Genomic DNA, 26,686 nt, shown 5'->3' with positions numbered 1-26,686 from the left:
TACTTGATGACAGAAGAGCGGCGAGCCTGTCAAGAGTCAAATCCTGCTTTCAGGATTAGTCTAACGCTTGATCGAAGCGAGCGTGACGTGGACGATATGCTTTTCCCAGGCATTGAGATGGGCCGGCTCGATCAGGTCGCGGCCGAAGATCGTCGAAAGCGTGTATTGGTTGGAAAGATAGAAATAGCCGAGCGAGGCGATCGTCAGGTAGACGTGCAGCGGATCGACCGTCTCGATGAAGACGCCCTGCTTCTTTCCCCGCTCGAGCACATCGGTAAGCTCGCCGATCAGATGCGAATGCAGTTCCTTGAGCCGGACGGACTGGCGCAGCCACCGGGCGCGATGCAGGTTTTCCGTCCCGAGCAGGCTGAGGAATTCCGGGTGCTGAAGAAAATAGCGCCAGGTGAAGAGCGCGAGTTCCCCGATGCCTTCCTCCGGGCTTCGGTCACCGATATGCAGCGCGCGCTCGGCGGTGCGGATGCCGACATAGGCTTCTTCGAGCACGCGGAGATAGAGCTGCTCCTTGTCGCCGAAATAATGGTAGAGCATGCGCTTGTTGGTGCCGGCGCGCGCGGCAATGGCGTCGACGCGGGCTCCACCCATGCCGTTTTCGGCAAACTCCCGGGTGGCCGCTTCCAGGATTGCAGCGCGTGTCCGCTCCGGATCGCGCTGCGCCGTGCGTTCCTGAGATGGGCGCCGGGATTTCTTCTGCTCCCCGTTTTCCTCGCTGTCGTTCATCGTTCCCCTCCGTCTCGCATGTTGCGCTCATAAGCCTTCAGTGCGAAATTGTAAAAACCGGAATTTAGAAGGGCGGTCAGCAAGAACCGATACCCCGCTTGACACGCTTGCCGCTTTGCTCGTAGCTTGTAACCAATTAGTTATTTATGCAAGTGTGACTGGTTCGGAAGCGTGTGGAGGCGCTTCCCTTTGGAGGAGGAAAAAATGAGCCTACGTGTAAGCAGACGTAATTTCGTTGCGGGAGGAGCCACGCTCCTTTCGCTCGCGGCGCTGGGAACCAGCGCTTTTGCACAGGAAGCGCGCCTGCGTCTCCTGTGGTGGGGCTCGCAGCCGCGCGCCGACCGCACCAACAAGGTCTCGCAACTCTATCAGACGAAGAATCCGGGCACGACGATTACCGGCGAATTCCTCGGCTGGGGCGATTATTGGCCGCGCCTTGCGACACAGGTCGCCGGCCGCAATGCGCCCGACGTCATCCAGATGGACTATCGCTATATCGTTCAATATGCGCGGCGCGGCGCACTCGCCCCGCTCGAATCCTATATGCCGGCAAAGCTCAATCTCGATGATTTCGACAAGGCGCAGATCGAAGGCGGCAGTGTCGACGGCCATCTCTATGGCGTCAGCCTCGGGGCGAATTCGGCAGCGACAGTCCTGAACACCACCGCCTTCAAGGAGGCCGGCGTCGATCTTCCGACCCAGGCGACCACCTGGGACGAATTCTCCCGTATGGGTGCGGAGATCACCAAGGCCGGCAAGCGCAAGGGCATGTTCGGCCTCGCCGACGGCAGCGGCGCTGAACCGCTGTTCGAGAACTGGCTGCGTCAGCGCGGCAAAGCGCTTTATACCGCCGACGGCAAGATTGGCTTCGCGGTGGAGGACGCCTCGGAATGGTACGACATGTGGGCGAAGTTCCGTGAGGCCGGCGCCTGCGTTCCCGCCGATATCCAGGCTCTCGATAAGAACGATATCGAAACCAACACCGTCTCGCTCGGCAAGTCGGCCGCCGGTTTTGCCCATTCCAACCAGTTCGTCGCCTATCAGGCCATGAACAAGGACAAGCTGGCGCTCACCAACTACATGCGCGTCAAGCCGGATTCCAAGGGTGGCCACTATCGCAAGCCTTCGATGTTCTTCTCGGTTTCGGCCCAGTCGAAATCGGTGGATCAGGCGGTTGATTACATCAACTTCTTCGTCAAGAACCCTGAGGCGGTGCTGCTCCTGGATGTCGAACGCGGCATTCCGGAATCGGCTGCGATGCGCGAGGTCGTTGCGGCAAAACTCGATGAAAACGGCAAGGTCGCGCTCGCCTATGTCAGCGGCCTTGGCGACCTCGCCGGCAAATTGCCGCCGCCGCCGCCGGCTGGCGCCGGTGAAGGCGAGCTGATGCTACGCAACATCGCCGAACAGGTCGGCTTCGGACAGCTATCTCCTTCCGATGGCGGCAAACAGCTTGTCACGGAAATCACGCAGATTCTCGCAAGAGGCTGATCCCGTATGAGCAATGCGATGCGCACGCCCGCAGGGGCCATATCCGTGGAAAGCTATCAGGGGGCCGTGGCCGAAGGACGCTTCAAACGTCTCTGGAACGCCAATGCTCCCGGCTATCTCTTCCTGCTGCCATGGCTCGTCGGCTTTTTCGGGCTGACGCTCGGGCCGGCCCTGATTTCGCTCTATCTCTCCTTCACCGACTTCGACATGCTCCAGTCGCCGCGGTGGGTGGGTCTCGCGAACTACGTGCGCATCGCCACGGCGGATCCGAAATTCTCGGCCGCCATGCACGTTACCCTGACCTACGTGGTCCTCTCGGTGCCGTTCAAACTGGCATTCGCCTTGCTGGTCGCCATGGCGCTGAACCGCGGCCTGCGTGGGCTGCCGATCTATCGCGCCATATTCTATCTGCCGTCACTGCTGGGCGGCAGCGTGGCGATCGCCGTGCTCTGGCGTCAGCTTTTCGCCAGTGATGGCCTCGTCAACGCGGCGCTCTCCCATTTCGGCATCGAAGGTCCGAGCTGGATCTCGCATCCGAACTACTCGATTTACACGCTTGTGGCGCTGTCCGTCTGGCAGTTCGGCTCGCCGATGATTATTTTCCTGGCCGGTCTGCGCCAGATCCCGCAGGATATGTATGAGGCCGCAAGCCTCGATGGCGCCTCGAAATTCCGGCAATTCTATAAGATCACCCTGCCGCTGCTCACACCCGTCATCTTCTTCAACGCCGTCGTCCAGACGATCGATGCCTTCAAGGCTTTCACGCCGGCCTTCATCATATCAGGCGGCACCGGCGGGCCGATCAATTCGACGTTGTTTTACACGCTCTATCTCTATCAGGAAGCCTTCGGCAATTTCCGCATGGGTTATGCCTCGGCGCTCGCCTGGATCCTGGTGCTGATCATCGCCGTTTTCACCGCTTTCTCCTTCCTGACCTCGCGTTACTGGGTGCACTACGATGACTGAGATGACTGCTTCCGTCACCGCGGCCAGGCCGCCATCCGATATCACCAAACGCAGCCTGCCGGCGTCGCTCGTCATCCACGTCTTGCTGATCGCCGCTTCGCTGCTCATGCTCTATCCGCTGTTGTGGATGGTTTCGGCATCGGTCAGGCCGGAAACCGAAATCTTCTCGTCGACCTCGCTCATCCCGTCGTCGATCGATTTCTCTTCCTATGCGCGCGGCTGGGTCGGCCTCGATGTCAGCTTCGGCCGGTTCTTCTGGAATTCGCTGGTCATCTCGCTGCTGGTGGTGACCGGCAATGTCATCGCCTGTTCGCTGACGGCCTTCGCCTTTGCGCGGCTGCGTTTTGCCGGCCGGAACTTCTGGTTCGCGATCATGCTCGGGACGCTGATGATCCCCTACCATGTGACGCTGATCCCGCAATATGTGCTCTTCCTCGATCTCGGCTGGGTGAACACCATCCTGCCGCTTGTCGTGCCGAAGTTCCTGGCAAGCGATGCCTTCTTCATCTTCCTCATGGTGCAATTCTTCCGCGGCATCCCGCGCGAACTCGACGAGGCGGCGATGATGGATGGCTGCAGCGCCTGGCGCATCTACTGGAAGATCATGTTGCCGCTGTCGCTGCCGGTTCTGGCGACGGCCGCCATCTTTTCCTTCATCTGGACCTGGGACGATTTCTTCGGTCCGCTGATCTACCTCAACGACATGAACACCTATACGATCCAGCTCGGCCTGCGGACCTTCGTGGATTCCACCAGCGCATCGGATTGGGGCGGCCTGTTCGCCATGTCGACCCTAACGCTCGTGCCGGTCTTCTTCTTCTTCCTCTTCTTCCAGCGCTTGCTGATCGAGGGCATCGCCACGACGGGCATGAAGCGTTGATGGCGGCAACGGGAAAGAATGACATGAGCATCAAGACGGTCGCGATCGTCGGCTGCGGTATCGGCCGCTCGCATATCGTCGAGGGTTACCTGCCGCATTCCGACAAGTTCAAGGTCGTGGCGATCTGCGACCTGAACGAGCAGCGCCTGGCTGCAGTCGGCGAGGAGTTCGGCATCGAACGGCGCACCACCTCCTTTGCGGAGTTGCTGGGTGACGATACGATCGACATCATCGATATCTGCACGCCGCCCGGCATTCATCTGGAACAGGTGGTTGCGGCGCTCGCTGCCGGTAAACATGTCGTTTGCGAGAAGCCGCTGACCGGCTCGCTAGCCGCCGTCGATACCATCATGGAAGCGGAAAAAGCCGCTCCTGGCGTGCTGATGCCGATCTTCCAATATCGCTACGGCGACGGTATCCAGAAGGCGAAGCGGATCATCGACGCCGGTATTGCCGGCAAAGCCTATACGGCGTCGGTCGAAACCTTCTGGCTGCGCAAGCCGGAATATTACGCCGTGCCCTGGCGCGGCAAATGGGCCACCGAACTCGGCGGCGTGCTCGTCACCCATGCGCTGCATCTGCACGATATGATGATGCATCTGATGGGGCCGGCGGCAAGGGTGTTTGGCCGTGTCGCCACCCGCGTCAACGATATCGAAGTCGAGGATTGCGCCTCCGCCAGCCTGCTGATGGAAAACGGCGCCTTTGTCTCGCTGTCCTGCACGCTGGGTTCGCAGGAACAATTGAGCCGGCTGAGGTTGCATTTCGAGAATGTCACCTTCGAAAGCAGTCACGAGCCCTACACGCCCGGCAAGGATCCCTGGAAGATCATCGCTGCCAATGACGACGTGCGAGAGGAGATCGACCGGGTGATTGCCGACTGGCAGCCGGTCGCGCCGCGTTTCACCACCCAGATGGGCCAGTTCCACGCCTTCCTCAGCGGCCATGGGCCGCTGCCGGTGACGACGGTGGATGCCCGCCGGGCGCTGGAACTGGTGACCGCCATCTACCAGTCTTCCGACAGCGGCGCCGACGTGCCGCTGCCGGTCGGTCCCGACAGTCCGAAATACGCCGATTGGCGCGCAAGAACCAAGTAACCGATAAATAAAACGAGAGGGTTTTGGGAAGATGGCAACCAGTGTCGTTCTTCAGAAGGTCGAGAAGCGCTACGGCGCGATGGATGTAATCCATGGCATCGACCTGACGATCGATCCCGGCGAATTCGTCGTTTTCGTCGGTCCCTCGGGCTGCGGAAAATCAACCCTGCTGCGGATGATCGCCGGCCTCGAGGAGATCTCTGGCGGCGCGCTGCTGCTCGACAGCGAGCGCATGAACGAGGTGGCGCCGGCCAAGCGCGGCATCGCCATGGTTTTCCAGTCCTATGCGCTCTATCCGCATATGTCGGTCTACAAGAACCTCGCCTTCGGCCTGGAGACGGCCGGTTACAAGAAGGCCGATATCCAGCCAAAGGTGAAGCGCGCCGCCGAGATCCTGCAGATCGAGAAGCTGCTGGAACGCAAGCCGAAGGCGCTCTCCGGCGGCCAGCGCCAGCGTGTCGCCATCGGCCGCGCCATCGTGCGCGAGCCGCGCATCTTCCTGTTCGACGAGCCGCTGTCGAACCTCGATGCCGAACTGCGCGTGCAGATGCGCGTCGAGATCTCCCGCCTGCACCGCAGCCTCGGCAATACGATGATCTATGTCACTCATGACCAGGTCGAAGCCATGACGATGGCCGACAAGATCGTCGTGTTGAACTCCGGCCGTATCGAGCAGGTCGGCGCGCCGCTCGATCTCTATAACAATCCGGCCAACCGTTTCGTCGCCGGCTTCATCGGCAGCCCGAAGATGAATTTCCTGAAGGCCCGCATCGAGCAGGTCGGCGAGACTGAGACCAGCATCCATGTCTGCGGCAATTCCGTCCACCTGCCGCGCCGGCTGAAAGGCGAAGCCGGCCAGGAGGTCACCTTCGGCATCCGTCCGGAGCATCTTTCGCTGGCCGAAGGCGCGATCACGCTCTCGACCGTCAACGTCGACCTTGTCGAAAATCTCGGCGGCGCCACCATGCTCTATACCACGACGCCGGATAACCAGCTCCTGACCGTTGCGCTCGACGGCCAGCAGAAGGTCGAGCGCGGCACCAATGTCACGACCTTCTTCGATCCGGTCCGCTGCCACGTCTTCGATGCTTCGGGCAAGACGATCTAAATAATTCAAAGTCCTACAGCGTCCTTTGCGCGTCTGGAAAAGACGCGCGGTGCTGTAGCTGCTTGACAGCTGATCCTCCTCTGCCCATCATTTCCAGAGGGCAAGGGGGATAGCATGACGCCTGAGGATAGGATTCATGCGCTCGGCATCTGGCAGGGCCCGATCGCAATTTCGCCGATCTCAGGCGGCATCACCAATCGGAACTATCTGGTCAGCGATGCCGTCGCGCGCTGCGTGGTCAGACTCGGCACCGATATCCCGATCCATCACATCAACAGGCAGAACGAGCTTGCCGCCAGCCGTGCGGCGCATGCCGCCGGCCTATCGCCTGCCGTCATCCACCATTCGCCAGGTGTGCTGGTGCTCGACTATATCGAGGCACGGGCGCTCTCACCGGAGGATATCAGGGCGCCTGACATACTCGCCCGGGTCTTGTCACTGGTGCGCGCCTGCCACCACGACATCCCGCGGCATTTCCGCGGCCAGGCGATAATCTTCTGGGTCTTCCACGTCATCCGCGATTACGCCGCCAGTCTGAAGGAGTCCGGCAGCCCCTATCTGCCGCTGCTGCCGGCACTGATCGCCCGGGCCGAAACGTTGGAACAAGCGGCAGGGCCGTTCGAGATCGCCTTCGGCCACAACGATCTGCTGGCCGCCAATTTTCTCGACGACGGCAAACGACTGTGGCTGATCGACTGGGACTATGCCGGCTTCAACACCCCGCTTTTTGATCTCGGCGGATTGGCCTCCAACAACGAGTTCCCGCAAGCGGCTGAGCGCAGCATGCTCGAGAACTATTTCGACCGGCCGCTGACCGACGATCTCAGTCGCCGCTATGCTGCGATGAAATGCGCCTCGCTGCTGCGTGAGACGCTCTGGAGCATGATTTCGGAAGTCCATTCCACCATCGATTTCGATTATGCCGCCTATACGGCCGAAAATCTGGCGCGGCTCGAGCGCGCCTACCAAGCCTTTGAACAGGATCGATAAATGACGAGACAATTACCCAAGACGGCGAAAGCCGTGGTCATCGGCGGCGGCATCATCGGCTGCTCGACAGCCTATCATCTCGGCAAGCTCGGCTGGACCGATACCGTCCTCTTGGAGCGCAAGAAGCTGACCTCGGGTACCACCTTTCATGCCGCCGGCCTGGTCGGCCAGCTGCGCACCAGCGCCAACATCACCCAGCTGCTCGGTTATTCCGTCGATCTCTACAAGCGGCTGGAGGAAGAAACCGGCCTCGGCACCGGCTGGAAGATGAATGGCGGCCTGCGCCTTGCCTGCAACGAGGAGCGCTGGACGGAGGTCAAACGCCAGGCGACCACCGCCCAGTCCTTCGGCCTCGAAATGCAGCTGCTGACGCCGCAGGAGGCTTTCGATCTCTGGCCGCTGATGACAACAGACGATCTCGTCGGCGCCGCTTTCCTTCCGACAGACGGCCAGGCCAACCCTTCCGACATCACCCAGGCGCTCGCCAAAGGCGCCCGTTTGTCCGGCGTTTCGATCTTCGAGGACACCGAGGTTCTCGATCTCGAAATCGACAAGGGAAAGATCCGTGCGGTCGTTACGGCGCAAGGCCGCATCGAATGCGAGCGGGTCGTCGTTTGCGCCGGTCAGTGGACGCGCGCCTTTGCCGCCCGCTTCGGCGTCAACGTGCCGCTGGTCTCGGTCGAGCATCAATATATCATCACGGAATCCTTCGGCGTGCCCTCCAACCTGCCGACGCTGCGCGATCCCGATCGCCTGACCTACTATAAGGAAGAGGTCGGCGGCATCGTCATGGGTGGTTATGAGCCAAACCCGATTGCCTGGGCGGAGAAAGGCATTCCCGAAGGTTTCCACTACACGCTGCTCGACAGCAATTTCGACCATTTCGAGCAGATCATGGAGCAGGCGCTCGGCCGCGTTCCGGCTTTGGAAAATGTCGGCGTCAAGCAACTGCTGAACGGCCCGGAAAGTTTCACGCCAGATGGCAACTTCATTCTCGGCGAGGCGCCGGAGCTGAAGAATTTCTTCGTCGGCGCCGGCTTCAACGCCTTCGGCATCGCATCCGCCGGCGGCGCCGGCATGGCGCTGGCCGAATGGGTGACGAAGGGCGAGCCGCCCTATGATCTCTGGCCGGTCGACATCCGCCGTTTCGGCCGCCCGCATTTCGATACCGACTGGGTGCGCACCCGCACGCTCGAAGCCTACGGCAAACACTACACCATGGCCTGGCCGTTCGAGGAGCATTCGAGCGGACGCCCCTGCCGCAAATCGCCGCTTTACGATCGGCTGAAGGCGCAGGGTGCCTGTTTCGGTGAAAAGCTCGGCTGGGAGCGGCCGAACTGGTTTGCCGATCTCTTCGCCAACGAGGAGCCGAGGGATGTCTATAGCTACAAGAGGCAGAACTGGTTCGAGGCGGTTGGCCGCGAGCACAAGGCAGTGCGCGAGGCGGCGGTCATCTTCGACCAGACCTCATTCGCCAAATTCGTGCTGAGGGGCAGGGATGCCGAGGCAGCCCTCTCCTGGATCGCTTCCAACGATGTCGCAAGGCCGGTGGGATCGCTCATCTACACGCAGATGCTGAACGACAAGGGCGGCATCGAATGCGACCTGACGGTCGCCCGGATCGCCGAGGACGAATATTACATCGTCACCGGCACCAGTTTCGCCACCCATGATTTCAACTGGATTGCACGCAATATTCCGTCAGAGATGCATGCCGAACTGGTCGACGTCACATCAGCCTATTGCGTGCTGTCGCTGATGGGGCCGAATGCGCGCGCCGTGCTGGAAAAAGTGACCGGCAGCGACGTCTCGAATGCGGCCTTCCCCTTCGGCCAGGTCAGAACCATCGGCATAGCGGGCTGCCCGGTGCGGGCACTGCGCATCACCTATGTCGGTGAACTCGGCTACGAACTGCATATTCCCATCGAATATGCGACCACGGTCTATGACCTGCTGATGGTTTCAGGCGGCGAGCTCGGCCTCGTCAATGCCGGCTACCGCGCCATCGAAAGCTGCCGCCTGGAAAAGGGGTATCGCGCCTGGGGTTCCGATATCGGTCCCGACCATACACCTATTGAAGCCGGCCTCGGCTGGGCGGTGAAAATCAGGAAGAACATTTCCTTCCGCGGCCGCGAGGCGATCGAGCGGCAGCTTGCGGGCGGTGTGAAGAAGCGCCTCGCCTGCTTCGTTCCCGACGATCCCGATGCCGTGCTGCTCGGCCGCGAAACCATCTATCGCGACGGTAAACGCGTCGGCTGGCTATCGAGCGGCGGCTTCGGCTACACGCTGGGCAAGCCGATCGGCTACGGCTACGTCCGCAATCCCGACGGCGTGACGGAGGATTTCATCCTCTCCGGCACCTATGAGCTCGATGTCGCCAGGGAGCGCATCCCCTGCAAGGTGTCGCTGGCGCCGCTCTATGATCCCGATATGGCGCGGGTGAAGGGCTGAGCACACAAAGTGACGCAAAGAGAGGGCGTGCCGTGTGGCACCCCCTCTCTTCTACTGAAAAGACCTCACGCTTCTTAAAACAACGGCAACCGATCGTCCTGAATCAAAATCTCCAGCTTGTCCGACACATCCTGCGTCCAAGCCCGATGTCTGGTCAAAGCCGCCGGGAAAAGCCCGGGAAGGGTGAAGAGCGCCGCCGAAATCGCCGGGCCGGTGCGCGGCACATCGGCGATCAGCGCGGCGATCTCCGCCGCACGCGGATCGCGCAGTTCGTAGCGTTCGCCATTGCCGTGTTCGCCGAGCGCATAACGCATCCATGCCGCAACGGCGATCGCATAGGTTTCTGCCCGGTCGCCATGCGCCAGCGCCTCGCAGGCCGGCTCGAGCAGCCGCTGCGGCAGTTTCTGCGTGCCGTCCATGGCGATCTGATAGGTGCGATGGGCGATCGCCTTGTTTGCAAAGCGCGCTATCAATTCACTGGCGTAGGCGTCGAGATCGATGCCGGGGACCGCATCGAGCGTTCTTGCGGCCGCATGCATGTGCCGGTAGGCAAGGGCTGCCAAGGCTTCATCATCCATCACGTCGCGAATGAATTCATAGCCGCCGATATAACCGAGATAGGCGAGAAGCGAATGGGCGCCGTTCAGCATCCGCAGCTTCATCTTTTCATAAGCCGAGACGTCTTCGACCATCAACGCGCCGCGCACCTTTTCCCAGGCCGGCCGTCCATTGGCGAAATGGTCTTCGATGACCCATTGGGTAAAAGGCTCGGTCTCGATCGCCGCCAGATCGGTGCGGCCGGTCAGCCGTTCGGCATCGGCATAGGTCGCGTCGGTGCTGGCCGGCGTGATGCGGTCGACCATCGTCGACGGGAAGGGCACATTCGCTTCGATCCAGCGATGCAGCTCGGCATCGATGCGGGAGGTGAATTCCAGCACGAGACGCTTCAGCACGGCGCCGTTGCTCGGCAGGTTGTCGCAGCTCAGCGGCGTAAAGGGCGCAATGCCCTTCTGCCGGCGGCGCGCTAGGCCTTCGACGAGATAGCCGATGACGCCGCGCGGCGCATGCCGGTTGGCGAGATCGGCGACAATATCGGGATGTTTGAGGTCGAGGCCGCCGGTCGCCGGATCGAAACCATAGGCCTTTTCCGTCACCGTCATGCTGACGATGCGGATATCCGGATCTTCGAGCCGCGCCAGCAGGCCGGCGGGATCGCGCGGCGCCACATGCGCCTTCAGGATCGAGCCGATCACCTCAGCCTTGGTGCCTGAAGTGTCGCGGATCAACGTCGTATAAAGCCCGTTCTGGGCAGTCAGATTGTCGGCAACATCGGCAGTGCGCAGACTTGCCACCTCGATCCCCCAGTCGCCGCCTGCGGCTGCGAGCGCGCCATCCGTAAATGGCGCGAAGTGCGCGCGAAAGAAGGCGCCGGGACCCAGATGCAGGATGCCGCTCTTCAGCCGGCTGCGGTCATAGGCGGGAAGCTTCGCCGTCGGGGCGAGGCCGGAAAGGGTCTGCAGTCGTTCGGTCACAGCTTGTAGGCCTTCTTTGCATTGCCATAGGAGAGTTCGCCCGCCACGATCTCGGCTTCCCTTTGGAAATCCGGTGCTCGGCGGCGAGCCCGGCGAGGAAGCGGCAGACTTCGCGTCGCCAGACGTCATGGCGCGCCGGGATCGAAAGCAGCGCCCGCGTATCGTCGTTGAAACCGGCCATATTGGCGAAGCCCGCGGTTTCCACCACCTGGTCGAGATAACGGCGAATGCCGAGCGGGCTGTCGTGGAACCACCAGGGCGGGCCGATCATCAGGCAGGGCCAATGGCCGGCCATCGGCGCGAGTTCCCGAGCATAGGTCGTCTCGTCGAGCGTGAACAGCAGGATACGCAGACCCGGCGCATGGCCGTACCGGGACAGCAGCGCATTGAGGCCGCCGACCCAGTCCGTGCGCGTCGGGATATCGGCGCCCATATTCGGGCCGCGGGTCGCAAACAGACCGCTGTCGGTATTGCGCCTCGAGCCGGCATGGATCTGCATCACCATGCCGTCCTCGGCCGAAAGCCCGGCCATCTCGGTCATCATCTGACCGCGGAAAAGCTCCGCGTCGGCAGCCGAGAGCGGTCCCTTCAGTGCCTTGTCGAGCAGCGCCTGTTTTTCCGCAAGCGGCAGATCTGATGTAAAGGCAGTCGGCACGCCGTGATCGGTCGCGGTGGCGCCGAACTGGCGGAAATAGGCGCGCCGGCGCCGATGCGCCTCGATCAGCCCGTCCCAGCGCGTCACATCGGCACCGGTGATCTCACCAAACTTGACGAGATTGTCGCGGAAGCCGACGGCGTCCGGATCGGTGACGCTATCCGGCCGGTAGGTGGTCCGCACCTTGCCGATCCAACCGTCGGCCGCCAGCTTCTGGTGATGCGCCAGCGGGTCGAGTGCGCCCTCCGTCGTCGCGATCGTTTCGATGCCGAATCGCTGATGCAGTGCCCGCGGCCGGAATTCTGGAAGGGCGAGCTGGGCATTGATATGGTCGTAGAGCGCATCGGCATTGTCTGCTGTCAGCGGCTCGGTGCAGCCGAGCACGGCCGACATCGCATGGTCGACCCAAAGGCTTGAAGGCGTTCCGCGGAAGAGGTGGTAATGTTTGGCAAAGGTTCGCCAGATCGCGCGGCCCGCCGCCACCGGCTTGCCATCCAGCCTGGGAACGCCGAGTTCGTCCAGCGTCACGCCGACGCTGTGCAGCATCCGGAAGAGATAATGATCGGGAATGACCAGCAGCGAGGCCGCGTCTTCGAAGGGCTTGTCGTCGGCAAACCAGGACGGTTCGGTATGCCCGTGCGGGCTGACGATCGGAAGATTGCGCACCGTCTCGTAGAGGTCTCGCGCGATCGTCCGAGTTGCCGGATCGGCCGGAAAGAGCCGGTCCGGATGAAGAAAGCCGTTGCCTGCATCCATCAGTATTCCTCCCTGATGGATAAGGGCCTACCCCACAACATCAGGCGCGGCAAGGTCTTTCAGTAACCAAACGGTTCAGTTTTGCGCGTGGGTGCCTCTGCCCTCGAAAGCATTGACGCGGTGGCCTATTTCCGCTTTGGGAGAAGCATCTGTTCTGCCGGTTTCGGCATAGGAGGATCTAGAGCTTTTCCGGGTTAGATTGTAGCATTCTGTTGGCTCAAGCGGAGTCGGATGGTCGACCGGCCGGCGCGCGTCGTAGCCAAGCTCTACGGCCAAGCCGGCCGGTGGATCAGGCGGCCCGTTTCAGCCAACCCTCCCGCAGATTTGCCTGGCAAATCTGCAAGACTTAAAAGTTGCCGGACGCACTTATCGCTTCGCCATGGCGAAGCGGTGCGGCCGGTGGGCCGGGCATCTCTAGCTGCAATCTAACCCGGAAAGGCTCTAATGTCCGACGAGACGAACCGCATCACCCGGCTGGAGGAAATGCTGGCCCATCAGGCGAAGACGATCGAAGAGCTTTCCGATCAGCTTACCGAACAATGGAAGAGCGTGGAGCAGATGCGCACCAAGCTCGACCGGCTGACCGAACGCTTCCTGTCGCTCGAGGAACAGTCGCTGGACGCGCCGGCGATTACCCGCCCGCCGCATTATTGACGGCACGCGGCTGATGCCGCGTGCTTGTCCGGTTAAGGCGACGGATCAGACGCCACCGATGCAGAGATATTTCATTTCCAGATAATCGTCAGCGCCGTGGCGCGAGCCCTCGCGGCCGAGGCCGGATTGCTTGATGCCGCCGAAGGGTGCGGTCTCCGACGACATCAGGCCGGTATTGATGCCGATCATGCCGTATTCAAGCGCTTCCGCCACCCGCCAGACCTTCTTCAGGTCGCCGGCATAGAAATAGGCGGCCAGGCCGAATTCCGTGTCGTTGGCTTGAGCAATGACATCCTCGGCCGTCTCGAAGCGGAAGAGCGGCGCCACCGGCCCGAAGGTCTCCTCGCGCGCCACCGTCATGCCGCGGGTCACGCCGGTCAGCACCGTCGGCGCAAAGAAAGTGCCGGCGCCGTCGATACGTTTGCCGCCGGTCAGCACTTTGGCGCCCTTGGCAAGCGCGTCGCCGACATGGTCTTCGACCTTGGCAAGGCCCTGCTCGTCGATCAGCGGCCCGATCTCGACACCCGCCGTGAAGCCGTCGCCGACCGACATTGCGGCGACCCTGGCGGCAAGCTTGGCCGCGAAGGCGTCGTAGACGCTCGACTGGATGTAGAGGCGGTTGGCGCAAACGCAGGTCTGGCCGGCATTGCGGTATTTGGAGGCGATGGCGCCTTCGACGGCGGCGTCGAGATCGGCATCGTCAAAGACAATGAAGGGTGCGTTGCCGCCGAGCTCCAGGCTGACCTTCTTGATCTGGTCGGCGCATTGCCGCATCAGGATGCGGCCGACTTCGGTCGAGCCGGTGAAGCTGATCTTGCGCACCTTTTCATTGCCGCAGAGCTCGCGGCCGATCGCCGGGCCGTCGATGCCGACGATGACGTTGAAGACGCCGGCGGGAATGCCGGCCTGTTCGGCGAGAACGGCAAGGGCGATCGCCGTCAGCGGCGTCTGTTCGGCGGGCTTCGACACGACGGTGCAGCCGACGGCAAGCGCCGGAGCGATCTTTCGGGCAATCATCGCGGCCGGGAAATTCCACGGCGTGATCGTGCCGACGACGCCGACCGGCTGCTTGATGACGATCATGCGTTTATCGTTGGAAGGTGCGGGGATCGTCTCGCCGTAAATACGCTTGGCCTCTTCCGCATACCATTCGATATAGGCGGCGGCATAAAGGATCTCGCCGCGCGCTTCCGCGAACGGCTTGCCCATTTCGGCCGTCAGGATCGCCGCGAGTTCGTCGGCATTGGCGACCATCAGGTCGAACCATTTGCGCAGGATGACGCTGCGCTCCTTGGCCGGGCGGGCAGCCCAGGCCGGCTGGGCGGTATGGGCTGCATCGATCGCCGTCCGCGTCTCGGCAGCACCCATATCGGGCAGCGAGGCGAGCAGCTCTTGGGTTGCCGGGTTGAGCACGTCGAAAGTCCCGGCGGCATCACCTGACGTCCAGACGCCGTTGATATAGCCGGCGTCTCGCAGCAAGGGTGAAGAGAAGGGAACGTGTTTCGTCAGTGCGGTGGTGAAAGCCATGTCATATCCTCATTGGGATGCGGCTGCCGGTGCCGGCAGCCCGTGAATGCGGTTCCGATGCGGTCACTTGGCCGCGCTCGCCTCCAGCATCGAGGCCTCGAGAATGTCGAGCGCCTCGCCAAGCACCGCGTCCTGGATGGTGATCGGCGCGAGGAAACGGATGACGTTGCCGTGGACACCGCAGGTGAGCAGGATCAGGCCCTTGTCGAGCGCGATCAGCCGCACCCGGTTGGCGAAGTCGGCACTCGGCAATCCCGTCTTCCGGTCGTTGAATTCGACGGCGTTCATGAAGCCCGGTCCGCGGATATCGACGATTTCCGGCACCGCCTCGCGCAACGATTCCAGCCGCTGCTTCAGCCGCCCGCCGAGCTGGTTGGCGCGGTTGCAGAGATCCTCATCGGCGATGACGTCGAGGACGGCGTGGGCGGCCGCGATCCCGAGCGGATTGCCGCCATAGGTGCCGCCGAGCCCGCCCGGTCCCGGTGCGTCCATGATGTCGGCGCGGCCGGTGACGGCGGCGAGCGGAAAGCCGCCGGCAAGGCTCTTGGCCATCGTCGTCAGGTCGGCCGCCACCTCGTGATGATCCATCGCGAACATCTTGCCGGTGCGGGCAAACCCGGTCTGCACCTCGTCGGCGATCAGCAGGATACCGTGCTGGTCGCAGAGTTCGCGTAGCGCCTTCATGAAGGCGGCAGGCGCCTGGTAGAAGCCGCCTTCGCCCTGCACCGGCTCGATGATGATCGCCGCGACCCGCTGCGGATCGACATCGGCGGCAAAGAGCTTCTTCAGCGCTGCAAGCGACTGATCGGCGGTGATGCCGTGCAACTCGATCGGGAAAGGGACATGGAAAACATCGCCCGGCATCGCGCCGAAGCCGACCTTGTAGGGGACGACCTTGCCGGTTAGCGCCATGCCCATGAAGGTACGGCCATGGAAACCGCCGCCAAAAGCGATGACGGCCGAGCGGCCGGTTGCGGACCGCGCGATCTTGACGGCGTTCTCGACCGCTTCGGCGCCTGTCGTCACGAAGATCGTCTTCTTCTCGAAGTCACCCGGCAGCAGCGCGTTCAGTCGTTCGGCAAGACTGACATAGTTCTCATAGGGGACCACCTGGTGGCAGGTGTGGGTGAAGCGGTCGAGTTGATCCTTGACCGCGGCGATCACCCGGGGATGGCGATGGCCGGTGTTGAGAACGGCGATGCCGGCGGCGAAATCGATGTAACGGCGGCCTTCCTTGTCCCAAATCTCCGCATTCTCTGCGCGATCGGCATAAATCTGGGTCGTCATGCCGACGCCGCGTGAAATAGCGGCGTTCTTCCGGTCGGTAAGGCTTGTCATGGTCATCGATCCGCTCCTGCGTTGAAGGGTTTAGAATTATCTTGCATAAATTCTGCAAGGCATTTACAAAACTCCTACATTTTTCCTGCAAGAAAACAAGCGGGATTTTTTGCTTCAGACATCACGCGTTTTGATAAATGCTCGCGGCAATTGGAATCGGGGATATCTTCGGATGAACGACGAGAACGGGCCGGTACGCTACAAGGTGGCGGAGGCCGCACGGCTGGCGGGTGTTTCGGCCTCGACGCTGCGGCTCTGGGAAAGCCAGGGTCTGCTTGTTCCCGGCCGTTCGCAAACCGGTCACCGGCAATATAGCGCCGATGATGTGGCGCGCCTGAAGCGCATCTCCTGGTATCGGGTAGAGCGCGGCCTCAATCCGGCGGCCATCCGCGAAGCGCTGGAGGGCGAGGAGCCTTCCGCCGACGGCGCCGAGGCAGGCCAGGGCACCGGCCTCGGCCGCAAGCTGCGCAGCCTGCGCCATGCGAGCGGCAAGACGCTCGATCAGGTGGCCGGCGATATTGGCATCACCGCTTCGACGCTGTCGACGCTGGAGCGCACCTCGCAGGGCGTCAGCTTCAAGACGCTGCACGACCTCGCCGAATATTACGGCACCACCGTCTCCCGCCTTTCCGGCGATGAAAGCGATGAGGTGCCGGCGCTGGTGCGCGCCGGCGAGTGGCGCAGCTGGCCGGAAACGACGCCGGGGGTGACGGTGCAGCTTCTCGCTGAAGGCCGCAGAATGATGGATTGCCATCGTTTCGTGCTGGCGCCGGGTGCGGCCAGTGAGGGCGCCTATCGCCACGACGGCGAGGAATTCATGCATGTCCTCTCCGGCCGGCTCGAACTGGTGCTCGACAGCGATCAGTTCTTCGATCTCGGCCCAGGCGATTCACTCTATTTCGAAAGTCGCCGCTATCATTCCTGGCGCAATCGTCACGATGGCGAAACCATGCTTTTATGGATTAACACGCCGCCGACATTCTGACGGCCCGCATCGGCCCGAAAAATTGGAATTGATTTTCGGAAAGCACGATGCGGAGATTAAAAGAGATAGAGCGCTGTGCGTCCGAGAGGACGCACAGCGCTCTAGCAGCAGGAAGCGGTTTCGCGCTTTGCGCCTTTGCGCTATAGCGCAAGTGGACAGTATCCGAACGAAAGACAATGCGATGGCTGCCACCATACGTTATCACGAAGGCGATATTTCCGCAGCCGATGCCGCGCGCTACACTGGCGCGGTCGCCATCGACACCGAAACGCTCGGCCTGGTGCCGCGCCGGGATCGGCTCTGCCTCGTCCAGCTTTCACCTGGTGACGGCACCGCCGACATCATCCGCATCGCCGCCGGCCAGAAAGAGGCCCCCAATCTGGTTGCTCTGCTCGAAGATCCCACCCATCAGAAAATCTTCCATTATGGTCGCTTCGATATTGCCGTGCTCTTTCACACCTTCGGCGTCACGACCAACCCGGTCTTCTGCACCAAGATCGCCTCGCGCCTGATCCGCACCTATACGGATCGCCACGGGCTCAAGGACAATCTCAAGGAGATGCTCGACGTTGATATCTCCAAGGCGCAGCAATCTTCCGATTGGGCGGCCGAAACGCTGTCTCCGGCCCAGCTCGAATATGCCGCTTCCGATGTGCTTTATCTGCATGCGCTGCGCGACAAGCTGACGGAACGCCTGCTTCGCGACGGCCGCTTCGACCATGCGACGGCCTGCTTCGCATTCCTGCCGACCCGCGCCAAACTCGACCTGCTCGGCTGGGAAGAGGCCGATATTTTCGCCCATAGCTGAGGAAATCGCCCGCGACTTGCGGGGAACAACGGCCGTGGACAGGCTTGGTCGCGGCCGTTAGCGATTCGTTAACGCCTCTTTCCTAAAATTCCCATTAATATTTATGCATTTCGATGACGCCGGTATTGCGTCATGCGGACAGGAGGATCTGCTGGGATGCGAGGGGGCCGGATGAGCGCGGTCCTTTAATAGAGCCTGCTTTCATCGTCACTTTACGAAAGGAGCATGCCATGTTGACTCCCGTTCGTGCAGCGTCCAATGCAAGCTTTTCGTCTCAAGGCCAGACTGCGGCGATCGTCGCCAGCGGCCTCGGCCATTCTGTCATTGCCCCCGCGCCCGTCAACGCCGTCGAGGCCGCTGACCTGAATTCCGCCATTGCCGGCAAGCTCAATATCCTGCTGCTTGCCGCACGCGAGCGCATGGTCGAAGCCCTTTTGGATGCTATCAATTCCGCCGGCGCCGTGATCTCGCTGGATCGCGGCGAGGACGAGACCAATCTTGCCTTCGCCTTCCGGCTTGCCGATGCCATCCAGCGGCTGCCGGCAGCCAGGATCGACGAGTCCGAGCGCCAACTGACGGAGCAAGGCCACAGCCTGCCGCTTCGGATGATCGCCGCAGCCCTGAAGAACCCCGCAGGCCCGGAAGCAGCCCGCATCGTCGCTTATCTGGAAATCGTCCGCTACAAGGATCGCGATCTCGCCGCCCGCGCCGTCGTGCGCTCCTATGGCCAGAACGACGCTTCGCCGATGCGCGCTGAGGTCCGGCCGGAGATCCAGCTGCATGAGGATCATGCGTCTGCCGCCCTGCGCCCGCCGGCAGACAAGCAGTCCGCGCAGGCCAGTCCGCCGATCGAGGCCGCGGCTCTGGCGACCGCCGAGGAAGCCGCGATCGCCGAAACCGTGGACGCTGCCGATCCGGAAACGCCGCAATCTGAAAACCGGGCTCAGGCCGCGTCGGTAACGGCAAGCGAGGTCGCCCCGGAAGAATATGCGCCGCAGGAAATCGACGCCGCGCAGACCCTGCCGGCCAAAGCCACAGCCGCCGAAGACGCGCCGGAAACGCCGGCGATCCAGCCACGCGCTGTGTCGGAAAGGGGCGATCCCGTCATTCCCCGGAACTGGACAGGAATTGTCGCTTCGATGACCGAAGAGGTCTCCGAGATGATCGTCACCATCATCCGCGAGCAGGATATCGAAACCGTGCCGGAGGATGGCCCCGTCGAAGCGGCCGTGGAGATCGATGCGATCCTCGACGATGCCGTCATCAGCGATGCGGCCGAAACCTTGACTCGGCAGCCACCGGAGTTCGCCGCACCCGATGCGCGCCCGGCCGCTGCACCTCGCTCATCGCCGATGGAAACGGACATCGCGGCTGCGGCTGCCCGCCAGCCGAAAGAAACCGCCGCGCCGCCGCCAATGATGCCAATCTCCGAGGTGACGGAGGCTGCCTATGTACCGCTCGCGGCAAGGATGCCGGACGGGCTTGCCTATACCCAGCTGCCTTATCAGTTTGCCAAGGATGTCCCGTCGAACGAGACGGCGGGCGAAACCAGCCACCAGCATCAGCACCACCACGATGGCGCGCCGCCGGATCAACAGCAAGAGGATCAGCAGCAGCAAGATCAGCAGCATGCGCAGTCCGGCGCTGGGGATGCTGCGGCCGGCGCCGAAGCAGCCAATGCGGCGCCTGAGCGCAGGACGCCGAGAATGATCGATTCCGAGCCGACGCCATATCAGCCGGGTGCGGCCGCCGACCCGGTTTATGCGCTTTATCAGCGCATGGTCGGCTGGGAATAAATAAGCTGAAAATGAAGAACCCGCCGGATCGCTCCGGCGGGTTCTTCAATTCAAAGGCGGATGCGAAGCTTATTCGCCGCCGCGGTTCTTCAGGGCTGCGCCCAGGATGTCGCCGAGCGAAGCGCCCGAGTCGGACGAACCGAACTGAGCAACGGCTTCCTTCTCTTCCGCAATCTCCAGAGCCTTGATGGACAGCATGATCTTGCGGTCCTTCTTGGAGAAGTTGGTGACGCGGGCGTCGAACACCTGGCCGACCGAGAAGCGCTCGGGGCGCTGCTCGTCGCGGTCGCGGGCGAGATCGGCGCGACGGATGAAGGAAGTGATGTCCTCGTGGTTGACGAGCTTCACTTCGACACCGCCGTCGTTGACTGCGATGACTTCGCAGGAAACGACTGCATTCTTGCGCAGGTCGCCGGAAGCGGCAGCATCGCCGACCGCATCCTTGCCGAGCTGCTTGATGCCGAGCGAGATGCGTTCCTTCTCGACATCGACGTCGAGAACGACGGCCTTGACGACGTCACCCTTGTTGAACTCCTCGATGACCTGTTCGCCCGGACGGTTCCAGTCGAGGTCGGAGAGGTGAACCATGCCGTCGACATCGCCATCGAGGCCGATGAACAGGCCGAATTCGGTCTTGTTCTTGACTTCGCCTTCGACTTCAGTGCCGGCCGGATGGCTGCGGGCAAATGCTGCCCACGGGTTTTCCAGCGTCTGCTTAAGGCCGAGCGAGATACGGCGCTTGGACGGATCGACTTCAAGAACGACGACTTCGACTTCCTGGCTCGTGGACAGGATCTTGCCGGGGTGAACGTTCTTCTTGGTCCAGGACATTTCCGAGATGTGGATCAGGCCTTCGATGCCCGGTTCCAGCTCGACGAACGCACCGTAGTCGGTGATGTTCGTGACGGTACCGGAAATCTTCTTGCCTTCCGGATACTTGGCCTGGATGCCATCCCACGGATCGCTCTCGAGCTGCTTCATGCCGAGCGAGATGCGGTGGGTTTCCTGGTTGATGCGGATGATCTGAACCTTGACCTGCTGGCCGATGTTCAGGATTTCCGACGGATGGTTCACACGGCGCCATGCCATGTCGGTGACGTGCAGCAGACCGTCGATACCGCCGAGGTCGACGAACGCACCGTAATCGGTGATGTTCTTGACGACGCCGTCGACAACCTGGCCTTCTTCGAGGTTCTGAACGATTTCAGAACGCTGCTCGGCACGGGATTCTTCCAGAACCGTACGGCGCGAAACCACGATGTTGCCGCGGCGCTTGTCCATCTTGAGGATTTCGAAGGGCTGCGGGTTGTGCATGAGGGGGGTAACGTCGCGGATCGGGCGGATATCGACCTGCGAACGCGGCAGGAAGGCGATCGCGCCGTCGAGATCGACCGTGAAGCCGCCCTTGACCTGGTTGAAGATCACACCTTCGACACGCTCGCCGGCTTCGAACTTGGCTTCGAGCTTGACCCAGCTCTCTTCGCGGCGAGCCTTCTCGCGCGACAGAACTGCTTCGCCGAGCGCGTTTTCGATACGCTCAACGTAAACTTCGACTTCATCGCCAACCTTGAGCTGGCCATCCTTGGCGCGGGCGCCGAATTCCTTGAGCGCGATGCGGCCTTCGACCTTCAGGCCGACGTCGACAACGGCGACATCCTTTTCGATGCCCGTGACGATACCCTTGGTAACATAGCCTTCGGCCAGATCGTTCTTGGCAAAGGACTCTTCCAGAAGGGCCGCGAAATCCTCGCGAGAGGGAGTAGCTACTGACATAAAATCTCCTGCGTGTCCTGGATAGGGAAGCGGACACGTATGCGCCGGTTGGTTTGCGTTGAACGGGCCTGAACCCAGTCCGCCCTCTTTCACGAAGGCAATCCGGCGCTTGGACGGAATTTCAGGCTGCTGTATTAAGAAGCGATCCATGCGTCAGCGCATGTAAAATCGCTTGAATTTAGGCATTTCGGCTCAAGGCCGCATCGATGATCGATTGTGCGGCTTGAAACGCGGCTTCTATACTCATTTCCGACGTATCTAGCAAGTGCGCATCATCAGCTGGTTTCAAAGGGCTGTCGGCCCGTCCCATGTCGCGTTCGTCACGCCGCTTGACGTCTTCGAAAATCGCATCGAAATCCGCCGTCGCCCCCTTGCTAAGGATCTCGTCGTAACGGCGTCTTGCGCGCACCTCCGGCGAAGCCGTCACATAGAGTTTGACAGGCGCATCCGGGCAGACGACCGTGCCGATATCGCGCCCGTCGAGCACCGTTCCCGGCGCCTTGCCGGAAAAGCGCCGCTGCGCCTCGACCAGCGCCCGGCGCACCGCCGGCATGACGGCGATCTTCGAGGCGGCTTCGCCAATCTCATGTTGCGAAAGTATATCGCGATTGAGCCCGGCGAGTTCAATTTCCCGCGCGATCTTTTCGGCCACCGCCTCGTCGTTCAGCGGCAGACCGGCGTCGAGCAGCGCCTTGGCCGTGGCGCGATAGGTCAGGCCGGTGTCGAGATGATGGAAGCAGTATCGCTCGGCGATAAGGCGCGAAAGTGTGCCCTTGCCGGCCGCTGCCGGGCCATCGATGGCGATGGTGAAGGTCTTGGTTGTCATGCGATTAATCCTGCGGCAGGGGGATTGCGGGTGGCGGCAGGTTCCTGCGCGGAGCCATGCGTTACGTAGTCCTTTGTAAAGGCGTAGTATTTCCTTCGCAATGCCGTGCGTTCCGGCGACGATCTTCGCCCGCTTGCGCCACCGCCGCGGCTCGTTACCATATCCGCGCCGGCCGGTCATCCGCGGCTACCGGAAAGACCGGCGCTCTGATCATAAAGTTTGGCTTTGACATGGGAAGCCACAGCGATTAAGGGGACCGGCTTATAAATTCCGATGGAACGCCGGCTTGAACGGCATTTGCCGAATCTTGCATTCGGCCATTCTCACGAGGCTTATAGTGGCGAAAGCGGAACTTGGAACCAAGCGTACCGATCCGGAAACCGGGAAGAAGTTTTATGATCTGAACCGGGATCCGATCGTTTCTCCTTATACCGGCAAGTCTTACCCCCTGTCCTTCTTCGAGGAAACTTCGGCAATCGCTGATGTTGCCGAGGAAGACGAGGTTGCGGAAGTCGATACCGAAAACACCGAAGTCGAACTGGTTTCGCTTGAGGATGCCGACGAAGCTGCTTCCGGCGACGACATCCCCGATATGGGCGATGACGATGTCGAAATCGAAGGCGATGACGACGACGATACCTTCCTCACGCCTGACGAAGACGATGACGACGACGACATGAGCGACATCATCGGCGTCACCGGCGACGAAGACGACGTCTGACGACTGCATTTCGGCCCGGTGAGGAAAAAATTCTCCGGGCCGGATTTTTTAGGCTTGCTATCTCCGAAAACCGGAAGTAATAAGCCGCCACTCCGAAGGGCGCACGCCTTGAGGAGCATCCCAGGACCGGCCCTGAGCCGGACCACCTTGATGGGGCTATAGCTCAGCTGGGAGAGCGCTTGCATGGCATGCAAGAGGTCAGCGGTTCGATCCCGCTTAGCTCCACCACGCTTCGCCCTTACGGGCTTCGCGTGGCGCAGCCGCGAGAAACCGTTAGGCCGAAGCAGTGCCCGGCATAGCCCGAAGGGCGACGACGGGCTGAAACGCCGATGTGGTACGTCTATATTCTCCGCAGCATCGATTTTCCCGATCAGGAATACACCGGCTCTACTGCCGATCTGAAACAGCGGCTTGCCGCTCACAACGCCGGAAAATCCATCCATACTTCCAAATTCGCACCATGGACCCTGCTCTGGTATTGCGCTTTTCCCGACAAGCAAAAAGCGTTTGAATTCGAAAAATACCTGAAATCGCATTCCGGCCGAGCTTTTGCCAGCAAGAGACTGGTCCAGCCGAATCTGGATCCCGGTGGCCGCGCCAGCCGGAATATTGATTCCGAATAAGCGCCGGTGCGTAGGAACCCGAACTGCTGGATCGCGGCGAAAATGCCTTGCCATTCAAGGCCAGCTTCATCCCTTTCCAATCGCCTTTGCCAATTCCTCAATGAAGCGGATGTATCCTTGCCGCCGCAACCCCAGTGATTCGGCTCCAGGACCTCGACCCATGACCAGAGCAAGACGCCGCCGCCTCATCCGCACCCGACGAACCCTGATGGGGGTCGCCCTCGTCGGTTCGATCGCGTTTCTGGCCGGCATGACCGACGCGACGGGCTTGCTGCTGACCGGCGATTTCGTTTCCTTCATGACGGGGAATACGACGCGAGCCGCACTCGCCCTGAGCGAGGGCAACCTTTATCACGCGGCGGTGCTGATCTCGGCCATCATGGTTTTCGTGCTCGGCAATGCTGCCGGCATCGTCGTTGCCCATATTTCGCAACGTCGCATTTTCGTCGTGCTCGGCTGCGTCGGCCTCGTCCTAGCGCTCGCCTCGGTCATGACGGTGCAGGACATGCTATTTGCCCGGTTTTATTTGATCGTTTTTTCGATGGGCATGGTGAACGCCGCCGTCGAGCATATCGAGGGCCTGCCGATCGGGCTGACTTATGTCACCGGCGCCCTGTCGCGCTTCGGCCGCGGCATCGGCCGCTGGATCATCGGCGACCGCCGCATCGAATGGACGATCCAGATCGTGCCATGGGGCGGCATGCTGCTCGGCGCCATCGTCGGCGCCGTGCTGACGCGACTGACCGGAGCCTATGCACTGTGGCTGGTCTCCCTCTTTGCCATGGCACTGGCGCTTGCCGCCATGTTCATCCCCCGGCCGCTTCAGCGGCGCTTCAACCAGAAGATCGCGCCGCATCGATCCTCGCTATCGAGGGCGAAATAGAACCGTCGCATTCCTGTCACCGTCGAATCGGATAGGAAGGACCGCCGCCAATCCCCAAGGAGCAGGTCTTGTTCGTCATTTCGAAGCTTGTCTGGATTTTCGCTCAGCCGCTGTCGCTGGCCTTCTTCCTCGTCTTCCTTGCTCTGCTTGCTGGCCTGCTACGCTGGCGTATCTTGAGCGTTCTTGGCGCTGCGGCTGGGGCTCTCATCCTCTTCGTCACGCTCTACACTACGGCCGGCAACCTTATGATGCAGGGTCTCGAGCAGCGTTTCGCAAGGCCGGCCGCCGATCCGCAGAACCTGCAATGCATGATCGTGCTCGGCGGCGCCTTCGAAAACGAGGTGAACACGGCGCGCCATGGCATAGAATTCAACGCCGCGGCGGACCGCTTCGTCGAAGCCCTGCGGCTCGCGCAGAAATTTCCGCAGTCGCGCATTCTTGTCTCGGGCGGCGACGGTTCCCTCTCGGGCATCTATGAAGGCGATGCGGCGGCCTCCGAGCGTTTCTTCCCGCTCTTCGGCGTCGGCAAGGATCGCCTGATCGAGGAGAGGCAATCGCGCACCACCTTCGAAAACGCCGTCAACACCAAGGAATTCCTGGCAAGCCAAGGGCTTTCCAATTGCCTGCTGATCACCTCGGGTTTCCACATGCCGCGTTCCGTCGGCATCTTCCGCAAGCTCGGCATCGATATCGTGCCCTGGCCGACCGATTATCGCACCGATGGCGAGGTGAGGCCGGGTTTGGATTTCACCCAGCCGAACCTCAATGCGCAGAACATGGCGACGGCGATCCGCGAATGGTACGGGCTGGCCGGCTATTATCTCGCCGGCCGCACGTCGGAACTTTATCCGCGGTAAGAGCTATTTCTTTGAGATGGTGACGAATTTCGTGCCGCGCACGCGCGCGGTCACGATGCAGGGATCACCTTCGGTGCGGTCGCAGAAACGCGGATGCATCTTCATCGCCAGCACCATGTTGCCGAAGCGCTGGACGAAGTCGTAGCCGTAGATCTGCGCCGTCGCGATCATGAAATAACCGCCTTCGGCCACCTGCAGATAGAAATTATAGGTGCAGCCGTCGTCATTGCATTGCGGCCCCTTCTGCCCGTCGCAGGTCAGCAGGCCCTCGTTGACCACCGCATCAATCAGCCCGTCATTGTTGATGTCCTGCCGGGTGACGAAGCCGTCGGCGAATTCGGCCGCCTTACACTGCTGCTGGAAATGTTTCTTCTCGTAGATCTCCGGATCGGAGATCAGCGATTGCTGGCCGAAGGCCACAGCCGGCATGATCACCAGCAGGAGAATATTCAGAACGGCGAGCACCAGCGTTTTCACGGCTTTCCTCTTTTGGATAAAGCTCTATCGGCTGGCTTTATGGCCGCACCGCCTTGCGCCGCCCTTGCCGCCGTGGTTTTTGGTGAAATATTCCGCGGTTCCGGGGCTCGCATGTCTCTGCTCGTCTATCTCGATTATGCCGGCATTGCACTGTTTGCCGCAACAGGCGCGCTCGCCGCCTCGCGCAAGCAACTGGACCTGATCGGTTTTCTGTTTTTCGCCATGGTGACGGGAACGGGCGGCGGCACCATGCGCGATATCGTGCTCGGCCGTGTGCCGGTCTTCTGGGTGCTGAACCCCGCCTATATCCTCGTCTGCTGCATCATGGGCGTCGTTGTTTTCTTCACCGCCCACCTGCTGGAATCGCGTTATCGTCTGCTGATCTGGCTGGATGCGATCGGCCTTGCCGCCTATTGCGTCATCGGCGCGGCCAAAGGACTTGCCGCCACCGGCTCACCAACCATCGCGATCGTCACCGGTACGCTCACGGCGACCTTCGGCGGCATCCTGCGCGATCTGATGGCAAACGAGCCGTCGGTGCTGTTGCGCCCGGAAATCTACGTGACCGCAGCGCTTATCGGCGCCGGTGTGTTCACGCTCGCCAATGGTCTGGGAATGCCGCTCTATCTGGCCTCTGCCTGCGGCGTCGTGGCGGCCTTTGCGGTGCGCGGCGGCGCCCTGTGGTTCGGCTGGACCTTCCCGACCTACCGGCACAAGCCCGGCCGGCACCCGGACGACGTCATGTGAAAGAGCG

The 26,686-nt window shown here is 61.6% G+C and carries 23 protein-coding genes, 1 tRNA gene and 1 pseudogene; 17 read left to right on the top strand and 8 right to left on the bottom strand.

From position 1 onward, the window contains the following. Nucleotides 1–60 precede the first annotated feature (60 nt). The gene (locus FFM81_RS20695) at nt 61–738 is read right to left on the bottom strand and encodes a TetR/AcrR family transcriptional regulator (RefSeq protein WP_003571302.1); all 678 of its coding nucleotides are present in this window, start codon (nt 736–738) and stop codon (nt 61–63) included. Between the two features lie 204 nt (nt 739–942). Between FFM81_RS20695 and FFM81_RS20690 the strand changes: the two genes are divergently transcribed. The 7 genes from FFM81_RS20690 (at nt 943) to FFM81_RS20660 (ending at nt 9,721) form a co-directional block, all read left to right on the top strand. Further along, nucleotides 943–2,229 carry an ABC transporter substrate-binding protein gene (locus FFM81_RS20690; protein WP_025417442.1) on the top strand — a complete coding sequence of 429 codons (1,287 nt, stop codon included), beginning with the start codon at nt 943–945 and terminating at the stop codon, nt 2,227–2,229. A gap of 6 nt (nt 2,230–2,235) precedes the next feature. Next, complete coding sequence (locus tag FFM81_RS20685; RefSeq protein ID WP_003571300.1) at nt 2,236–3,195, top strand: carbohydrate ABC transporter permease; 960 nt, start codon at nt 2,236–2,238, stop codon at nt 3,193–3,195. Continuing rightward, a complete protein-coding gene (locus FFM81_RS20680) occupies nt 3,188–4,075 on the top strand; it encodes a carbohydrate ABC transporter permease (RefSeq protein ID WP_025417443.1) in 888 nt (295 codons plus the stop codon). Before FFM81_RS20685 ends, FFM81_RS20680 begins: the two co-directional genes overlap by 8 nt. Further along, nucleotides 4,075–5,172 carry a Gfo/Idh/MocA family protein gene (locus FFM81_RS20675; protein ID WP_173883805.1) on the top strand — a complete coding sequence of 366 codons (1,098 nt, stop codon included), beginning with the start codon at nt 4,075–4,077 and terminating at the stop codon, nt 5,170–5,172. The genes FFM81_RS20680 and FFM81_RS20675 overlap by 1 nt, the downstream gene beginning before the upstream one ends. Nucleotides 5,173–5,203: 31 nt before the next feature. Further along, a complete protein-coding gene (locus FFM81_RS20670) occupies nt 5,204–6,280 on the top strand; it encodes an ABC transporter ATP-binding protein (protein ID WP_138386093.1) in 1,077 nt (358 codons plus the stop codon). Nucleotides 6,281–6,394: 114 nt separating this feature from the next. Continuing rightward, entirely contained in the window at nt 6,395–7,270 is an 876-nt protein-coding gene (locus tag FFM81_RS20665) for a choline kinase family protein (RefSeq protein ID WP_138386094.1), read from the top strand. Further along, entirely contained in the window at nt 7,271–9,721 is a 2,451-nt protein-coding gene (locus FFM81_RS20660) for a GcvT family protein (RefSeq protein WP_138386095.1), read from the top strand. Nucleotides 9,722–9,795: 74 nt separating this feature from the next. Here FFM81_RS20660 and FFM81_RS20655 read toward each other — a convergent pair whose 3' ends face one another. Together FFM81_RS20655 and uxaC are read right to left on the bottom strand one after the other, a co-directional pair. Beyond that, nucleotides 9,796–11,253 carry a mannitol dehydrogenase family protein gene (locus FFM81_RS20655; protein ID WP_138386096.1) on the bottom strand — a complete coding sequence of 486 codons (1,458 nt, stop codon included), beginning with the start codon at nt 11,251–11,253 and terminating at the stop codon, nt 9,796–9,798. After that, a pseudogene (gene uxaC, locus FFM81_RS20650) lies at nt 11,250–12,664 on the bottom strand (glucuronate isomerase). Before uxaC ends, FFM81_RS20655 begins: the two are co-directional and overlap by 4 nt. A gap of 444 nt (nt 12,665–13,108) precedes the next feature. Here uxaC and FFM81_RS20645 point away from each other — a divergent pair. Next, nucleotides 13,109–13,318, top strand: a complete 210-nt coding sequence (locus FFM81_RS20645) for a SlyX family protein (protein WP_025417449.1) — start codon at nt 13,109–13,111, stop codon at nt 13,316–13,318. 45 nt (nt 13,319–13,363) lie between these two features. Here the strand turns inward: FFM81_RS20645 and FFM81_RS20640 are convergent, their stop codons facing one another. Beyond that, on the bottom strand, nt 13,364–14,845 hold the full coding sequence (locus FFM81_RS20640; protein WP_003571285.1) for an NAD-dependent succinate-semialdehyde dehydrogenase: 1,482 nt from the start codon (nt 14,843–14,845) through the stop codon (nt 13,364–13,366). Between the two features lie 63 nt (nt 14,846–14,908). Continuing rightward, nucleotides 14,909–16,189 carry a 4-aminobutyrate--2-oxoglutarate transaminase gene (locus FFM81_RS20635; RefSeq protein ID WP_025417450.1) on the bottom strand — a complete coding sequence of 427 codons (1,281 nt, stop codon included), beginning with the start codon at nt 16,187–16,189 and terminating at the stop codon, nt 14,909–14,911. A gap of 166 nt (nt 16,190–16,355) precedes the next feature. On the opposite strand from FFM81_RS20635, the gene FFM81_RS20630 reads away from it, so the two are divergent. From FFM81_RS20630 to FFM81_RS20620, 3 genes are all read left to right on the top strand, one after another. Further along, complete coding sequence (locus FFM81_RS20630; RefSeq protein ID WP_138386098.1) at nt 16,356–17,168, top strand: MerR family transcriptional regulator; 813 nt, start codon at nt 16,356–16,358, stop codon at nt 17,166–17,168. A gap of 181 nt (nt 17,169–17,349) precedes the next feature. Next, nucleotides 17,350–17,976 (top strand): ribonuclease D, encoded by a 627-nt coding sequence (locus FFM81_RS20625; RefSeq protein WP_003571281.1) that lies wholly within the window; start codon nt 17,350–17,352, stop codon nt 17,974–17,976. 230 nt (nt 17,977–18,206) lie between these two features. After that, nucleotides 18,207–19,772 (top strand): hypothetical protein, encoded by a 1,566-nt coding sequence (locus tag FFM81_RS20620; protein ID WP_138386099.1) that lies wholly within the window; start codon nt 18,207–18,209, stop codon nt 19,770–19,772. Nucleotides 19,773–19,841: 69 nt separating this feature from the next. Here the strand turns inward: FFM81_RS20620 and rpsA are convergent, their stop codons facing one another. Further along, entirely contained in the window at nt 19,842–21,545 is a 1,704-nt protein-coding gene (gene rpsA / locus FFM81_RS20615; RefSeq protein ID WP_003571265.1) for a 30S ribosomal protein S1, read from the bottom strand. 178 nt (nt 21,546–21,723) lie between these two features. After that, nucleotides 21,724–22,371 carry a (d)CMP kinase gene (gene cmk, locus FFM81_RS20610; RefSeq protein ID WP_138386100.1) on the bottom strand — a complete coding sequence of 216 codons (648 nt, stop codon included), beginning with the start codon at nt 22,369–22,371 and terminating at the stop codon, nt 21,724–21,726. A gap of 337 nt (nt 22,372–22,708) precedes the next feature. Here cmk and FFM81_RS20605 point away from each other — a divergent pair, with 337 nt between their 5' ends. The 5 genes from FFM81_RS20605 to FFM81_RS20585 all read left to right on the top strand — a co-directional run bounded on the left by FFM81_RS20605 (nt 22,709) and on the right by FFM81_RS20585 (nt 25,455). Continuing rightward, nucleotides 22,709–23,092 carry a TIGR02300 family protein gene (locus FFM81_RS20605; RefSeq protein ID WP_003571261.1) on the top strand — a complete coding sequence of 128 codons (384 nt, stop codon included), beginning with the start codon at nt 22,709–22,711 and terminating at the stop codon, nt 23,090–23,092. A 152-nt stretch (nt 23,093–23,244) separates the two neighbouring features. Further along, nucleotides 23,245–23,320, top strand: a tRNA-Ala gene (locus tag FFM81_RS20600). 101 nt (nt 23,321–23,421) lie between these two features. Further along, the gene (locus FFM81_RS20595; RefSeq protein WP_003571259.1) at nt 23,422–23,715 is read left to right on the top strand and encodes a GIY-YIG nuclease family protein; all 294 of its coding nucleotides are present in this window, start codon (nt 23,422–23,424) and stop codon (nt 23,713–23,715) included. Nucleotides 23,716–23,875: 160 nt separating this feature from the next. Then, nucleotides 23,876–24,598 carry a YoaK family protein gene (locus FFM81_RS20590; protein WP_003571257.1) on the top strand — a complete coding sequence of 241 codons (723 nt, stop codon included), beginning with the start codon at nt 23,876–23,878 and terminating at the stop codon, nt 24,596–24,598. 68 nt (nt 24,599–24,666) lie between these two features. Next, entirely contained in the window at nt 24,667–25,455 is a 789-nt protein-coding gene (locus FFM81_RS20585) for a YdcF family protein (RefSeq protein ID WP_025417453.1), read from the top strand. A 3-nt stretch (nt 25,456–25,458) separates the two neighbouring features. Here the strand turns inward: FFM81_RS20585 and FFM81_RS20580 are convergent, their stop codons facing one another. Beyond that, nucleotides 25,459–25,932, bottom strand: coding sequence for a hypothetical protein (locus tag FFM81_RS20580; protein ID WP_003571253.1), 474 nt, complete (start codon nt 25,930–25,932; stop codon nt 25,459–25,461). 111 nt (nt 25,933–26,043) lie between these two features. On the opposite strand from FFM81_RS20580, the gene FFM81_RS20575 reads away from it, so the two are divergent. After that, a complete protein-coding gene (locus FFM81_RS20575) occupies nt 26,044–26,679 on the top strand; it encodes a trimeric intracellular cation channel family protein (protein WP_003571250.1) in 636 nt (211 codons plus the stop codon). Nucleotides 26,680–26,686 lie beyond the last annotated feature (7 nt).

This window comes from Rhizobium hidalgonense (assembly GCF_005862185.2).
Lineage (GTDB): Bacteria > Pseudomonadota > Alphaproteobacteria > Rhizobiales > Rhizobiaceae > Rhizobium > Rhizobium hidalgonense.
This window is presented reverse-complemented; position numbering and strand designations above follow the sequence as displayed.

Excerpts from the sequence above, each read along its gene's own strand:
- FFM81_RS20695 (WP_003571302.1), bottom strand. The coding sequence starts at position 738 with ATGAACGACAGCGAGGAAAACGGGGAGCAGAAGAAATCCCGGCGCCCA.
- FFM81_RS20690 (WP_025417442.1), top strand. The coding sequence starts at position 943 with ATGAGCCTACGTGTAAGCAGACGTAATTTCGTTGCGGGAGGAGCCACG.
- FFM81_RS20685 (WP_003571300.1), top strand. The coding sequence starts at position 2,236 with ATGAGCAATGCGATGCGCACGCCCGCAGGGGCCATATCCGTGGAAAGC.
- FFM81_RS20680 (WP_025417443.1), top strand. The coding sequence starts at position 3,188 with ATGACTGAGATGACTGCTTCCGTCACCGCGGCCAGGCCGCCATCCGAT.
- FFM81_RS20675 (WP_173883805.1), top strand. The coding sequence starts at position 4,075 with ATGGCGGCAACGGGAAAGAATGACATGAGCATCAAGACGGTCGCGATC.
- FFM81_RS20670 (WP_138386093.1), top strand. The coding sequence starts at position 5,204 with ATGGCAACCAGTGTCGTTCTTCAGAAGGTCGAGAAGCGCTACGGCGCG.
- FFM81_RS20665 (WP_138386094.1), top strand. The coding sequence starts at position 6,395 with ATGACGCCTGAGGATAGGATTCATGCGCTCGGCATCTGGCAGGGCCCG.
- FFM81_RS20660 (WP_138386095.1), top strand. The coding sequence starts at position 7,271 with ATGACGAGACAATTACCCAAGACGGCGAAAGCCGTGGTCATCGGCGGC.
- FFM81_RS20645 (WP_025417449.1), top strand. The coding sequence starts at position 13,109 with ATGTCCGACGAGACGAACCGCATCACCCGGCTGGAGGAAATGCTGGCC.
- FFM81_RS20640 (WP_003571285.1), bottom strand. The coding sequence starts at position 14,845 with ATGGCTTTCACCACCGCACTGACGAAACACGTTCCCTTCTCTTCACCC.
- FFM81_RS20635 (WP_025417450.1), bottom strand. The coding sequence starts at position 16,189 with ATGACCATGACAAGCCTTACCGACCGGAAGAACGCCGCTATTTCACGC.
- FFM81_RS20630 (WP_138386098.1), top strand. The coding sequence starts at position 16,356 with ATGAACGACGAGAACGGGCCGGTACGCTACAAGGTGGCGGAGGCCGCA.
- FFM81_RS20625 (WP_003571281.1), top strand. The coding sequence starts at position 17,350 with ATGGCTGCCACCATACGTTATCACGAAGGCGATATTTCCGCAGCCGAT.
- FFM81_RS20620 (WP_138386099.1), top strand. The coding sequence starts at position 18,207 with ATGTTGACTCCCGTTCGTGCAGCGTCCAATGCAAGCTTTTCGTCTCAA.
- rpsA (WP_003571265.1), bottom strand. The coding sequence starts at position 21,545 with ATGTCAGTAGCTACTCCCTCTCGCGAGGATTTCGCGGCCCTTCTGGAA.
- cmk (WP_138386100.1), bottom strand. The coding sequence starts at position 22,371 with ATGACAACCAAGACCTTCACCATCGCCATCGATGGCCCGGCAGCGGCC.
- FFM81_RS20595 (WP_003571259.1), top strand. The coding sequence starts at position 23,422 with ATGTGGTACGTCTATATTCTCCGCAGCATCGATTTTCCCGATCAGGAA.
- FFM81_RS20590 (WP_003571257.1), top strand. The coding sequence starts at position 23,876 with ATGACCAGAGCAAGACGCCGCCGCCTCATCCGCACCCGACGAACCCTG.
- FFM81_RS20575 (WP_003571250.1), top strand. The coding sequence starts at position 26,044 with ATGTCTCTGCTCGTCTATCTCGATTATGCCGGCATTGCACTGTTTGCC.